At 67.6% G+C, this 13,696-nt stretch carries 10 protein-coding genes; 4 read left to right on the top strand and 6 right to left on the bottom strand.

Annotation, left to right across the window (positions count from 1 at the left end; all coding sequences use genetic code 11):
- Positions 1–8 precede the first annotated feature (8 nt).
- The 5 genes from J7024_RS26025 to apbC form a co-directional block, all read right to left on the bottom strand.
- Positions 9–836 carry a lysozyme inhibitor LprI family protein gene (locus J7024_RS26025; RefSeq protein WP_124827268.1) on the bottom strand — a complete coding sequence of 276 codons (828 nt, stop codon included), beginning with the start codon at positions 834–836 and terminating at the stop codon, positions 9–11.
- Complete coding sequence (locus tag J7024_RS26020) at positions 836–3,115, bottom strand: arginine/lysine/ornithine decarboxylase (RefSeq protein WP_124827269.1); 2,280 nt, start codon at positions 3,113–3,115, stop codon at positions 836–838. The genes J7024_RS26025 and J7024_RS26020 overlap by 1 nt, the downstream gene beginning before the upstream one ends.
- Positions 3,116–3,196: 81 nt before the next feature.
- On the bottom strand, positions 3,197–3,766 hold the full coding sequence (dcd, locus tag J7024_RS26015) for a dCTP deaminase (protein WP_006398615.1): 570 nt from the start codon (positions 3,764–3,766) through the stop codon (positions 3,197–3,199).
- A 195-nt stretch (positions 3,767–3,961) separates the two neighbouring features.
- Complete coding sequence (sodC, locus tag J7024_RS26010; protein WP_124827270.1) at positions 3,962–4,498, bottom strand: superoxide dismutase [Cu-Zn]; 537 nt, start codon at positions 4,496–4,498, stop codon at positions 3,962–3,964.
- 133 nt (positions 4,499–4,631) lie between these two features.
- Entirely contained in the window at positions 4,632–5,723 is a 1,092-nt protein-coding gene (apbC, locus tag J7024_RS26005; RefSeq protein WP_124827271.1) for an iron-sulfur cluster carrier protein ApbC, read from the bottom strand.
- 352 nt (positions 5,724–6,075) lie between these two features.
- Here apbC and J7024_RS26000 point away from each other — a divergent pair, with 352 nt between their 5' ends.
- The 4 genes from J7024_RS26000 to J7024_RS25985 all read left to right on the top strand — a co-directional run bounded on the left by J7024_RS26000 (position 6,076) and on the right by J7024_RS25985 (position 11,803).
- Entirely contained in the window at positions 6,076–6,720 is a 645-nt protein-coding gene (locus J7024_RS26000; protein ID WP_124827272.1) for an OmpA family protein, read from the top strand.
- Between the two features lie 378 nt (positions 6,721–7,098).
- A complete protein-coding gene (gene metG / locus J7024_RS25995; protein ID WP_124827273.1) occupies positions 7,099–9,261 on the top strand; it encodes a methionine--tRNA ligase in 2,163 nt (720 codons plus the stop codon).
- A gap of 210 nt (positions 9,262–9,471) precedes the next feature.
- Positions 9,472–10,680, top strand: a complete 1,209-nt coding sequence (locus J7024_RS25990) for a hypothetical protein (RefSeq protein ID WP_233409922.1) — start codon at positions 9,472–9,474, stop codon at positions 10,678–10,680.
- The gene (locus J7024_RS25985) at positions 10,664–11,803 is read left to right on the top strand and encodes a DNA methyltransferase (RefSeq protein WP_175751028.1); all 1,140 of its coding nucleotides are present in this window, start codon (positions 10,664–10,666) and stop codon (positions 11,801–11,803) included. Before J7024_RS25990 ends, J7024_RS25985 begins: the two co-directional genes overlap by 17 nt.
- Positions 11,804–11,884: 81 nt before the next feature.
- Here J7024_RS25985 and J7024_RS25980 read toward each other — a convergent pair.
- Positions 11,885–13,696: translocation/assembly module TamB domain-containing protein (locus tag J7024_RS25980; protein ID WP_234745590.1), on the bottom strand; the 1,812-nt coding region annotated here is incomplete at its 5' end.

Genomic DNA, 13,696 nt, shown 5'->3' with positions numbered 1-13,696 from the left:
CCCGCGCGTTACTTGTTGCCGGCCGTCTCCGACAGCCGCTTCATCGTCGCGATGCGCGCGCCGATCAGGTCGACCCGCCCGTCCTCGCCGACGAGCGGCGCCGTCGCGTCGCGGAACGCCACCCACGCGCGCTGCGCGCGCACGAGCGTCGCGGCCGAATGCGCAGGCATCTTGCGACGCAGCTTCTGGTAATAGCGGTTCAGGTCGAATACCGCGTGCTCGCACGCGGCATCCTGCACGCACGGCCGCACGCGCTGGATCGCCGGGTCGCGCGCGGCATTCGCCGGCTTGCCGCCGGCTGCCGCGGCAGCGCCTTGCGCCGTGCTCGCGCCGCCCTGCGCACCGCTCGTCGCCGCGACCGGCACGGCGGCCGGCGGCGCATAACGGTCGGCCGCCGCGCGCAGCGCGAGCGCGCGATCGCGCACCGGCTGCAGCTGCATGTCGGCGCTGGACATCGTGTATGCGCTCCCGCGCGTCGTGTCGTACACCGCCTTCAGCAGATGCAGTTCATCCTTGCGCCACGTGACCCAGCGGCGCTGACTGTCCTGCCAGCCGCGCTTCACGTCGGCCGGCGCATCCTTCGACAGGCGCTGGTATGCGCCATCCATCACGGCCTGCCACTGCTGCTGCGCTTCGCCCATGCACTGGATCTGGCCGGCCGTCGACGACCGGTCGCGCCGTGCGAAACACTGCCGCATCGCGACGTCGATCGGGTCGGCAGCGGCAACTTCCGCGTGCGCCGCATTCAACCCGATCGGCCCCGCCAGCCACGTCGCCCAGACGACGAGCGCGGCCAGCGCCGCGCGCATCGCCCGGATTCGTCCACGCGCCGCCATCAGTCGCGCACGCAGTCGACGAAGTACTCGACGCGGCCGTTCACCTCTTCCGCGACGAGGCCGTGGATATCGGTGTGGAAGCCCGGGAAGCGCTCGTTGAAATCGCGCGCGAACCGCAGGTAGTTCACGATCGTCTTGTTGAAGCGCTCGCCCGGGATCAGCAGCGGAATGCCCGGCGGGTACGGCGTGAGCAGGATGCTCGTCACGCGGCCTTCGAGCTCGTCGAGCGGCACGCGGTCGATCTTGCGGTGCGCGAGCTTCGCGAACGCGTCCGACGGCTTCATCGCCGGCTCCATGTCCGACAGGTACATCTCCGTCGTCAGGCGCGCGATGTCGTTCGCGCGGTAGACGTCGTGGATCTGCGTGCACAGGTCGCGCAGGCCGACACGCTCGTAGCGCGGATGCTGCGCGACGAATTCGGGCAGCACGCGCCACAGCGGCTGGTTGTTGTCGTAGTCGTCCTTGAACTGCTGCAGCTCGGTCACCATCGAGTTCCAGCGGCCCTTCGTGATGCCGATCGTGAACATGATGAAGAACGAGTACAGGCCGGTCTTCTCGACGATGATCCCGTGTTCGGCCAGGTACTTCGTGACGATCGCGGCCGGGATGCCCGTCTCGCCGAACTCGCCGTCGACGTCGAGCCCCGGCGTGATGATCGTCGCCTTGATCGGGTCGAGCATGTTGAAGCCTTCCGCGAGCGGGCCGAAGCCGTGCCAGTGGTCGTTCGGCTTCAGCATCCAGTCTTCGCGCGAGCCGATGCCCTCTTCGGACAGGTCGTCCGGGCCCCACACGCTGAAGAACCAGTCGTCGCCGTATTCGGCGTCGACCTTGCGCATCGCGCGGCGGAAGTCGATCGCCTCGGCGATCGACTCCTCGACGAGCGCGGTGCCGCCCGGCGGCTCCATCATCGCGGCCGCGACGTCGCACGACGCGATGATCGCGTATTGCGGGCTCGTCGACGTGTGCATCAGGTACGCCTCGTTGAAGCGGTGCTTGTCGAACGTGCGGTTCTCCGAATCCTGCACGACGATCTGCGACGCCTGCGAGATGCCCGCGAGCAGCTTGTGCGTCGAGTGCGTCGCGAAAACGAGCGCGCCCGTGCGCGGACGGCCGTCGCCGATCGCGTGCATGTCGCGGTAGAAGTCGTGGAACGTCGCGTGCGGCAGCCACGCTTCGTCGAAGTGCAGCGTGTCGAGCAGGTCGCCGAGCAGGTCCTTGATCATCTCGACGTTGTAGACGACGCCGTCGTAGGTGCTCTGCGTGATCGTCAGGATGCGCGGCTTCAGGTCCGGATTCTGGCGCAGCGCCTCGCGCGCGAACGGGTTCGCCTCGATCTTCTTGCGGATGTTCTCGGGCTTGAATTCGTCGCGCGGGATCGGCCCGATGATGCCGAAGTGGTTGCGCGTCGGCGTGAGGAACACGGGGATCGCGCCCGTCATCGTGATCGCGTGCAGGATCGACTTGTGGCAGTTCCGGTCGACCAGCACGATGTCGCCAGGCGCGACCGTCGCGTGCCAGACGATCTTGTTCGACGTCGACGTGCCGTTGGTCACGAAGAACAGGTGGTCCGCGCTGAAGATGCGCGCCGCGTTGCGCTCGGACGCCGCGACCGGGCCCGTGTGATCGAGCAGCTGGCCGAGTTCGTCGACGGCGTTGCACACGTCCGCGCGCAGCATGTTCTCGCCGAAGAACTGGTGGAACATCTGGCCGAGCGGGTTCTTCAGGAACGCGACGCCGCCCGAGTGGCCAGGGCAGTGCCATGAGTACGAGCCTTCGTCCGCGTACTTCACCAGCTCCTTGAAGAACGGCGGCGCGAGCGAGTCCAGATAGACCTTCGCCTCGCGGATGATGTGGCGCGCGACGAACTCCGGCGTGTCCTCGAACATGTGGATGAAGCCGTGCAGCTCGCGCAGGATGTCGTTCGGCAGATGGCGCGACGTGCGCGTCTCGCCGTACAGGAAGATCGGAATGTCCGCGTTGCGGCGGCGCACTTCGGTGACGAACGCACGCAGCTCGATGATCGCGGTCGCCAGTTCGGGCAGCTCGCCGTCCGGGCCCGTTTCGCCGAGCATGAGTTCGTCGTCGTCGATCGACAGGATGAAGCAAGACGCGCGGCTCGACTGCTGCGCGAACGACGTCAGATCGCCGTAGCTCGTGAGGCCGAGGACTTCGACGCCCTCCTTCTCGATCGCTTCGGCCAACGCCCGGATGCCGGAGCCCGAGATGTTCTCGGAGCGGAAATCTTCGTCGATGATGACGACGGGGAAACGAAACTTCATGGGCGATTCTCCAAAAAGAACGACCGCGGCGCGTCACGCGCAGCGGTCACCCGGAAACTGGTGAGACGTTATGCAACCAGATCAGGTTTTCGGCAGCGTGACACCGCGCTGACCCTGATACTTGCCGCCGCGATCGGCGTACGACACGTCGCACACCTCGTCGCTTTCGAAGAACAGCACCTGCGCGACACCTTCGTTCGCGTAGATCTTCGCCGGCAGCGGCGTGGTATTCGAGAATTCCAGCGTGACGTAGCCTTCCCACTCGGGTTCGAACGGCGTCACGTTGACGATGATCCCGCAGCGCGCGTAAGTCGACTTGCCGAGGCAGACGGTCAGCACGGTGCGCGGGATGCGGAAATATTCGACGGTGCGGGCCAGCGCGAACGAGTTCGGCGGGATGATGCACACGTCGCCCTTGAAATCGACAAACGAACCCTCGTCGAAGTTCTTCGGATCGACGATCGTCGAGTTGATGTTCGTGAAGATCTTGAATTCGTCCGCGCAGCGGATGTCGTAGCCGTAGCTCGACGTGCCGTAGCTGACGATCCTGCGACCGTCCTCGGATGCACGAACCTGATCGGGCACGAACGGCTCGATCATCTTGTGCTCTTCGGCCATGCGCCGAATCCACTTGTCGGACTTGATGCTCATGCCAGCCTCCGCCGGGCCGTCCCAAGAAGGCTGGCCGTCCCCTCGGGGGACAGCGAACGAAGTGAGCGTTGGGGTCGTTTCATATCGGGGCGCCTGGAAACGCTGCGTGACAATCGGTAAGGGCCACTGGCGCGAGGCAGCGACCCGGAAAGGCGCACATTTTACGCGATCATCGGCTCGCGCACGCAGCGGCCGTCAACGGATCACGCCGCACGCGAGCGCGGGCCCCGCGCCGTGCTGCGGAAACGCGGAATCGCTGGAGTCGTGGTGGACCAGCACCGCGCGGTTCTGCGCGGAGCGCACGCCATCGAGGGCCAGATCGGGAGCGACGATGAAACCGGCCGCGACGCCGTTCGCGTCCGCATGGATGTTGCCGAGGTCGCCGGCGACGCGCGCGCCCGCGCGCAGCCGGTCGGCGGCTGGCGCGAACACCTGGCCGGCGCTCGAACCGTCGCCCGCGTTGCAGTCGCCGCGTTCGTGCACCTGCAGCGCGTGATCGCTGTTTGGCGGCAGGCCGACCAGGTTGTAGGTGACCTGGACGCCGTCCGGGCGCTCGACGAACGTCACCGCGCCGCGCGTCTGCGAGCCGACGGTCGGCTGCAACTGCGCGTCGGCGCGCTTTTCGTGCGACGAGGAAAAAGAAGTACAGCCGGCCAGCAGGCCCAGCGCGGCGGCGGCCAGCAGCGCGCGCCGCGCGCGGCCGGCGCGCACGCCGTGATGTCGTTGGTTCATTCGATCCTCATGCCGGCTGGCGGCCGTTCGACACGGCGGCCATGCCGGGCGGGTAAAGGGACCCGGGAAAAGTCGCCATGATACCGCGCCTCGCGGCGCCGTAAACAGCGTGAGGCCCCGCCCCGCAAGGGTTTTACGTATTTTGAACAACGATCGACGGGAACTTCGACGTCATGTCGCGCGAACGCTCGGCAATCGCCAGTGCCACGCCGCGCGCGATGTCGCGGTAGCGTCGCGCCAGCGCACCGTCCGGTTCGGCCGCGACCGTCGGCGTCCCGCTGTCCGCGCGCTCGCGGATCGCGATGTCGAGCGGCAGGCTGCCGAGCACGTTCACGCCGTAATCCTTCGCCATCCGCTCGGCCCCGCCAGCGCCGAAGATGTGCTCTTCGTGGCCGCAGTTCGAACAGACGTGGATGCTCATGTTCTCGACGATACCGAGAATCGGAATCCCGACCTTCTCGAACATCTTCAGGCCCTTCTTCGCGTCGAGCAGCGCGATGTCCTGCGGCGTCGTCACGATCACGGCACCCGTCACCGGCACGCGCTGCGCGAGCGTGAGCTGGATGTCGCCGGTGCCCGGCGGCATGTCGACGATCAGGTAGTCGAGCTCGCGCCAGTTGGTCTGGCGCAGCAACTGCTCGAGCGCGGACGTCGCCATCGGGCCGCGCCACACCATCGGGTTGTCTTCCTCGATCAGAAAGCCGATCGAGTTCGCCTGCAGGCCGTGGCCGACCAGCGGGTTCATCGACTGATTATCGGGCGACTCCGGGCGCTGGCCGTGAATGCCGAGCATCGTCGGCAGCGACGGGCCGTAGATATCGGCGTCGAGAATGCCGACCGATGCGCCCTCCGAGGCGAGCGCGAGCGCCAGGTTCACGGCCGTGGTGCTCTTGCCGACGCCGCCCTTGCCCGATGCGACCGCGACGATGTTCTTCACGTTGGGCAGCAGCTTCACGCCGCGCTGTACCGTGTGCGCGACGATCTCCTGCGACACGGCGACGCGTGCATCGCGCACGCCCGCCACGCCCTTCAGCGCATCGGCGATGCGCGCGCGCACGTCGTCGTGCTGGCTGCGTGCCGGATAGCCGAGCACCACGTCGACCGCCACGACGTCGCCGTCGATCGCGACGTTGCGCACGCCCTTGTTCGCCGCGTACGGACGGCCGGTATTGGGGTCGACGACAGCCGCCAGTGCGGCGTCGACTTGTGCCCGGTCAATGCTCATCGAAACTCCGTGAAAACGTTTTTTTCGCGCGCAAACGTCAAGAAATATCAAATAACGCTGCGAAAAGCGGGAAAAGTGAAAGAATCTGTTGCACGCCATTGCGCGAACGCGCGCGGCGGAGCAATCTTCGCGTGCGGCACGCTATGGGGCCAAATCGGCCGCCAACCGCCTATATTGTAGAGGCTGACGCGTCACCCTGTCCGAACAGCCACGCTGGCGAACAGGGCATGCGGCCGCCTCCGCGGCTGCCGCGAGCGCGGGCCCGCCCTCCTTTTTCGGGCGGTCCGTGCAGGGAGCCGTAACTGTTGTTTGTCGTCGTTGTCGACTCGTTCAACCAAGAGAGGAATCCAAGATGACCATGAAAATCGCGACTCGCCTGTCCGTCTTCGCACTCGCCGGCGCACTGCTGGCAGGCTGCGCCACGCAGCAAGGCAACAATACGGCCGTCGGCACCGGCACGGGTGCGGCGCTGGGCGCAGGTATCGGCGCACTGGCGGGTGGCGGCAAGGGCGCGGCGATCGGCGCGGGCGTCGGCGCACTGGTGGGTGGCGTGACGGGTTACAACTGGCAGGCGATCAAGAACAAGCTCGCGCCGTCGGCAGCGCAGACGGGCACGCAAGTGACCGAGCAGCCGGACGGCTCGCTGAAGCTGAACGTGCCGAGCTCGGTGACGTTCGCGACGAACCAGTACGCGATCACGCCGGCCTTCACGCCGCTCCTGAACGACCTGGCGACGACGCTGAACCAGAACCCGCAAGTGACGGCCTCGATCGTCGGCTACACGGACAGCACGGGTTCGGCACAGCTGAACCAGACGCTGTCGCAGAACCGTGCGCAGAGCGTCGTGAACGCGCTCGTGCAGCGCGGCGTCGCCGGCGGCCGCCTGTCGGCCCAAGGCATGGGCGCGTCGAACCCGATCGCGGACAACGCGACCGAAGCCGGCCGCGCGCAAAACCGCCGCGTCGAGATCTACCTGCGCGCGCCGCAGCACCAGTAAGCAGCGTAGCGAGAGGAAACGGGGGCGCGCGCCGGGCGCTCAGCCCCGTCGCTCAAGGCTCGCCGCGGGACGTCAACAAATCGAAAAAAATTTCGAACTTCTGTCGCGACCCGCGGTCTGTCTTTACGGTACGCGGCTGGCGCTGCCGGCGCGTCACCATTCTCCTCTTGTCGTTGTTGCTCCGGGGCCGTATCCGCCCCGGTTTTTTTTGCCCGAAAAATGCGTGCTGCGCCGCAACACGATGCCGCCACGCACGTCCGCCCGACGCTCCCGCCCCTTGCGCCGTCCTGTCCGCGGCACCGCCCCCGACTGACCTGCGCGCGCCCCTGCTAGAATCGCAGTTTCCTCCGTCGTTTCCGCCGTTCTTCTACAGACCCTATGTCCGCATCCGACCTCACTTCCGTGCAGGCTGCGGCGCCGCAAGGCAGCCGCCAGATCCTCGTTACGTCCGCACTGCCCTATGCCAACGGGCAGATCCACATCGGCCACCTGGTCGAGTACATCCAGACCGACATCTGGGTGCGGACGCTGCGAATGCATGGCCACGAGGTCTACTACATTGGCGCCGACGACACGCACGGCACGCCAGTCATGCTGCGTGCGGAGAAGGAGGGCCTCACGCCGAAGCAGCTGATCGATCGCGTATGGTCCGAGCACAAGCGCGACTTCGACAGCTTCGGCGTGTCGTTCGACAACTTCTACTCGACCGACTCGGACGAGAACCGCGTGCTGAGCGAGAAGATCTACCTCGCGCTGAAGGAAAACGACCTGATCGCCGAGCGCGAGATCGAGCAGGCGTACGACCCCGTCAAGGAAATGTTCCTGCCGGACCGCTTCATCAAGGGCGAGTGCCCGAAGTGCCACGCGAAGGACCAGTACGGCGACAACTGCGAAGTGTGCGGCTCGACCTACCTGCCGACCGAACTGCTGAACCCGTACTCGGTCGTGTCCGGCGCGACGCCGGTACGCAAGAAGTCGACGCACTACTTCTTCCGCCTGTCCGACCCGCGCTGCGAGTCGTTCCTGCGCGAATGGGTCAGCGGCCTCGCTCAGCCCGAAGCCACCAACAAGATGCGTGAATGGCTCGGCGATGCCGGCGAAGCCAAGCTCGCCGACTGGGACATCTCGCGCGACGCGCCGTACTTCGGCTTCGAGATCCCGGGCGCGCCCGGCAAGTACTTCTATGTGTGGCTCGACGCGCCGGTCGGCTACTACGCGAGCTTCAAGAACCTGTGCGACCGCAAGGGCATCGACTTCGACGCGTGGATCCGCTCGGGCTCGACCGCCGAGCAGTACCACTTCATCGGCAAGGACATCCTGTATTTCCACACGCTGTTCTGGCCGGCGATGCTCGAATTCTCGGGCCATCGCACGCCGACCAACGTGTTCGCGCACGGCTTCCTGACGGTCGACGGCGCGAAGATGTCGAAGTCGCGCGGCACGTTCATCACCGCGCAGAGCTACATCGACACGGGCCTGAACCCCGAATGGCTGCGCTACTACTTCGCCGCGAAGCTGAACGCGACGATGGAAGACCTCGACCTGAACCTCGAGGACTTCCAGGCCCGCGTGAACAGCGACCTCGTCGGCAAGTACGTGAACATCGCGAGCCGCGCGGCGGGCTTCCTGATCAAGCGTTTCGACGGCCGCGTGCAAGATAGCGCGATGAATCATCCGCTCGTCGCGAAGCTGCGCGATGCGATTGCGCACATCGCCGCGAACTATGAAGCGCGTGAATACGGCCGCGCGCTGCGCCACACGATGGAGCTCGCTGACGAAGTGAACGCGTACGTCGACGGCGCGAAGCCGTGGGAACTCGCGAAGGATCCGGCCAATGCGGTTGCGCTGCACGAAACCTGCAGCGTGAGCCTCGAGGCGTTCCGCCTGCTGTCGCTCGCGCTGAAGCCGGTGATGCCGCGTGTCGCCGAATCCGTCGAAGCGTTCTTCGGGATCGCGCCGCTTACCTGGGCCGATGCCGCGAAGCCGCTGTCGTCTGCACAGCCGATCAAGGCGTACCAGCACCTGATGACGCGCGTCGACCCGAAGCAGATCGATGCGCTGCTCGCCGCGAACCGCGATTCGCTGCAGGCCGATGCCGCCGGCGCCGCTGCCGCGGGCGCCAACGCCGCCAAGGAGTCGAAGGGCGCGAAGAACGCCAAGGCAAGCACGCAGCCGGCCGCCGCGAACGGCGCCGACGACGGCCCGATCTCGATCGACGATTTCGCGAAGGTCGATCTGCGCATCGCGAAGATCGTCGCCTGTCAGGCCGTCGAAGGTTCGGACAAGCTGCTGCAGCTCACGCTCGACATCGGCGAGGAAAAGACCCGCAACGTGTTCTCGGGCATCAAGTCGGCGTACCAGCCCGAGCAGCTCGTCGGCAAGCTGACGGTGATGGTCGCGAACCTCGCGCCGCGCAAGATGAAGTTCGGGCTGTCCGAAGGGATGGTGCTCGCCGCGTCGGCCGCCGACGAGAAGGCGGAACCGGGCCTGTACATCCTCGAGCCGCACAGCGGCGCGAAGCCCGGCATGCGCGTGAAGTAAGCGCACGCGGCTGCCTGCCTGACCAAGCCCCGCACGTTTGTGCGGGGCTTTTTTCATGCCGCCGCGCGAAGATGCCCTGCCCGGCAGGCATGGCGCGCGGACGCGTTCCGTTACCATAGCGGCTGCATCGGACCCGCCGGATTCCGAAGGCCGCGTCGATCGAGCGGTCGACCCTGGCCGTGGCGGCGGGCTCCTCGTCACAACAACGATATGACAAACGTACCCGACGCCCCGTCCACCGAGCGGACGCGCGCTTCGCCGCGCACGCGCGATGCGTGCGCGGCGATGACGATTCCGCTCGTACCCATTGCCGACGCAAACGCCGTCGCGCCGCTCGTCGCGCGCAGCCGCGCGTTCGACACGCTCGCGCAGCGCTTCGCGTGGCTCGCCTTGCGCGAGCCGCCCCCCGCCGATGCCGGCCGATGGCATGTCCACACCGTTGCAGGCCGCACGCTCCGCTTCGCGCAGCCGCTGACGTTCACGCCGTACGCAGCCGCGCAGCCCTGCTCCGCACGCTGCCGGTTCTGCTCGGAAACGCTCGTCGACGACACCGCGGTGGGGCCGATGGCGGCGAGCCTGCGGCCGCCGGCCGACTATTTCGACACGCTTCGCCGCGCGCTGCGGGCGCTGCGCGGCGTGCCGCTGTCGTATTCGCTGTCGGGGCTCGAGAACACGGACGATCCGCACTGGCTGCTGTCGCTCCTCGCGACGCTGCGCGCTGCCGGCGACGACGGTCCGGACGCGAACGGCAGCGTGCTGTACACGAACGGCGCCGGCCTCGTCGACCATCGCGACGCACTGCTGCCCGCGCTCGCTGGCTTCGGACTGTCGTGGCTCGAATGGTCCCGTCATCACGACCGCGACGATGTGAACCAGTCGATCATGCGCTTTCGGCCCGGCCAGCGCATCATGCACCAGCCCGCGTTCGAGGCAGCCTTCGTCGCCGCGCGCGAGCACTTTCCGGTCAAGCTCGTCTGCATCGTGCAGCGCGGCGGCATCGAGACGCCCGCGGACGTGCTGCGCTATGTCGCCCACGCCCGCGCACTCGGCGCCCGCTCGGTGATCTTCCGCGAATTCTCGGCACTGCCCGATACCTACCGGCACAACGCAACGCGGCGCCATATCGACCGCACGCGCATTCCGATCGACGCATTGCTGCTCGCGTGCGCGGCGGACCGCGCGTTTTCCGCGCAGTGCGAACCCATCGAACTGACGGGCGGCTACTACTTCTGGAACGCGCGCTGGGCGCATCGCGACGGCCTCGACGTCGTGTTCGAAACCTCCGACTACGGCGCGATGCGCGAACACGAATTGCGCGACGCCGTGTACAAGCTCGTGTTCCACCCGAACGGCAACCTGTGCGCGGGCTGGCAACCGACGCGCGACATTCTCTGGAGCAGCGATGACCGCCGTGACTAGCTGGTTGCGCCTGACCGACGAGGCCGCCGACACCACCCTGCCCGCCGATCTGCGTGCCCGCGATTCGTTCGACGCGCGCGATTGCGGCTGGGTCGAGCAGATGGTGCCGTTCATCGGCAGCCACGCGACGCCGGGCGGCTGGATCGTCGATCCGTTCGGCGGCTTCGGCACGACGCTCGTCGCCGCAGCGCGGTGCGGCGTGCCGGCGCTCGGCGTCGAAATCGACCCGCAGCGCGTCGCGTTCGCACGCGAACGGCTCGCACGCGCCGGCGCCGCGTACCCCCGCTATCCGGTGCTGGCCGGCGATCTGTCGAGCACCGCGACGCAGGCTGCCGCGCGCGACGCGGGCGGCCCGTTCACGCTATGCCTGACGAGCGTGCCGTATTTCGGCTGCAGCGGCCTGCCCGGCCGCCCGAGCGACGGACAGCTGTACGGCGTCGGCTATTACGCGCCGTATCTCGAACGGATGCGCAACGTGTTTGCCGGCGTGCACGCGCTGCTCGAACCGGGCGGCTGGTGCATCGCGATGGCGCAGAACCTGCGCATCGGCGGCCGCTTCGTGCCGCTCGCGTGGGATGTTGCGCGGCTGCTCGGCGAGCGCTTCGTGCTGCACGAGGAACGCGTGCTGATCTACGAACGGGCGGACGGCCCCGCGCCACACGGCGCCGGCGCCACCGATCGCACGCATGAATACGCGCTCGTGTGCCGCAAGGCGCCGCTCGCGAGCGACGCCGACGCGGCCCGCGCGCTGGTTGCCGCGCTGACGCGCGACGGCTTCGCATTCACGGTGATCGGCAGCTTCGCGCGGCGCCTGGCCGGCAACGCGAACGCTATCGGCGCCGATGCGCCGCTGAACGACGTCGACCTTGTCGTCCCGCCCGACGATGCGGGCGTGTCGCGGCTGCTGCAATGGCTCGAGGCCGACGGCTTCGCGATCGAATCGTGGAATGCGCGCATCGCGCCGCCGGTGGCGGCTGCCGCGCTGCGCTACCGTCATTACTTCCGCGCGCGGCGCATCGACGCGCACGGCCGATTGTTGCAGGTCGACGTGACGGTGGCCGAAACGCAGGAAGGGTTCGAGTCATGTCTGCGCGCCGCTCCGATGCCGGGTGCGGCGGCCTGAGCCGAAAAAAACGAGGCCGCACGCGTCGCAAGCGCCGAGCAAACGGGCACGCCTCCCGCCACGACGGGTGCCGCCCGTTCGTCAGCGCCGCGAGAACCAGCGATCGAAACGCCGCGTGTAGTTGAGATCGACGCCCTGGAACGTGCCGCCATACGCGGACACCGACCAGAAGCGCGTCAGGTTGATCGTCGCCTTGAACGCGTTGCTCGCCGATTGCAGGCCCTGCTCGAAGCCGAGCACGAAACGCTCGTTGATCGCCTTCGACACCTGGATTACCTGCGGATCGGTCAGCCCGACGTCGCTGCGGCCGATCGAGAACTCGTCGAGGCCGAACGTCTGCGCGACGCGCTTGCCGGTCACGCTGCCGAGCAGCGCAAGCGCGGCCGTCATCGTGCCCTGCTGGCCGACGTTGTTGCCCTGGTCGGTGCCGTGCCCGAACAGCAGCCACGACAGCTTTTCGTTGTCCGTGACGTTCGGCTCCGACACCAGCTTGACCGTCAGCGACTGGATCGTGCCGGTGACCTGCACCCCTGCCTCGACCTCCTGGTTGCGCCGCATCGCGAGAATGTTCACGCCCGGGTTCGACACCGGGCCGTTGAACGTGAAGAAGCCGTTCTCGATCGCGAGCTTGCGGCCGAACGACGTATAGGTCGACCCTTCCGTCACGCGTACGTTGCCGACCGCACGCAACGGCACGCCGGGCGCGCTCATCACGGTGATCGTGCCGCGCAGCCCGAGATCCGCACCGTGGCCCTTGAAGCGGAAGTTGTTGCCGAGGTCGATGTCGATGTTCGCGCGCGGCGCGAGCGACGGCGCCGGCTTGTCCGTCACCTTCTGCGGCTTCGCGGCCGCCGTGCCCGTCGGCGTCTCGCCACGCACCGTGCCGTCCGGCTGCACGATCACGACATCGTCGGACAGGTGCGGCGCCGCGTCCTCCGGCAGATCGAACAGCGCGCGATCGACGACGAACTTGCCGTCGATCGACAGCGCGCCGCGCGGCCCGTCGTTCGCGACGGTCGCCTTGCCCGACAGCGACAGCTTTCGATCGGGCGCCGCGAACAGCTCGAGCTTGTCCGCGACGATGCTCGCGGTCAGGTCGGGTGCCTCGCCATCGAGCCGCACGCGACCGATCGCGCGCAGCGTCCCGTCACCGCCGTGGAACTCGACCTGCTGGAATTCGACGAGGTTGTCCGAGAGCTTCACGCGCACGATGCCGTCCTTCAGTTGCACGCCCTGGTCGACCAGCGTCGCCGACAGATCGTCGCCCGTCAGCATCCCCGACACGTTCGGCTTCGCCGGTGTGCCGCCGACCGTCAGTTTCAGCGCCGCGCGCCCGCCGAGCAGATAGCTCGGCCCGAACAGATTGCCGGTCGCCTTCAGCGACGGAAGGTCGGCATCGATGCGGCCCGACAGCGGGCCGTCGTCGGCGACGCCGAACACGCCGTCGCGCAGCGCGAACGGCACCGTCACGTTCGCGTCGAGCGAGCCGATCCGGTTCGCCTTCGCGAGCGCCACCAGGTTGAGCCGGTTGCCGGGCGCGAAGCTCGCGCGCGCGGACAGGTCGGTCAGCCCGAGCGACGCGATACCGCGCCCGCTCTCGATCGTCACATCGCCGCCGCGCCGCTTCACCTGCACGTAACCCGTCGCGTTCGCACCGAGCGAGAAATCCCAGTCCGCATCAAGCACGACGTCGGTACGCACGGGAGGCCGCTGGCCCGTCAACTCCTGGCGAACCTCCAGGAAACGCGCGACCGACGCCCCGCTCACGGAGCCCGCCGAACGCATCTGGCCGTGATCGAACACGAACGACTTCAGATCGATCGCCGCGCCTTCGAGCGTGAGCCGCGTCGCGCCGAGCGTCACGCGGCCGGCCCCGGCCGAGACGGCGGCCGG

The sequence above is a fragment of the Burkholderia sp. WTPI3 genome (assembly GCF_021483755.1).
In the GTDB taxonomy this organism is placed as follows: Bacteria; Pseudomonadota; Gammaproteobacteria; order Burkholderiales; family Burkholderiaceae; genus Burkholderia.
The sequence above is the reverse complement of the archived record's forward strand: the minus strand, read 5'-3'. Positions and strand labels throughout refer to the sequence as shown.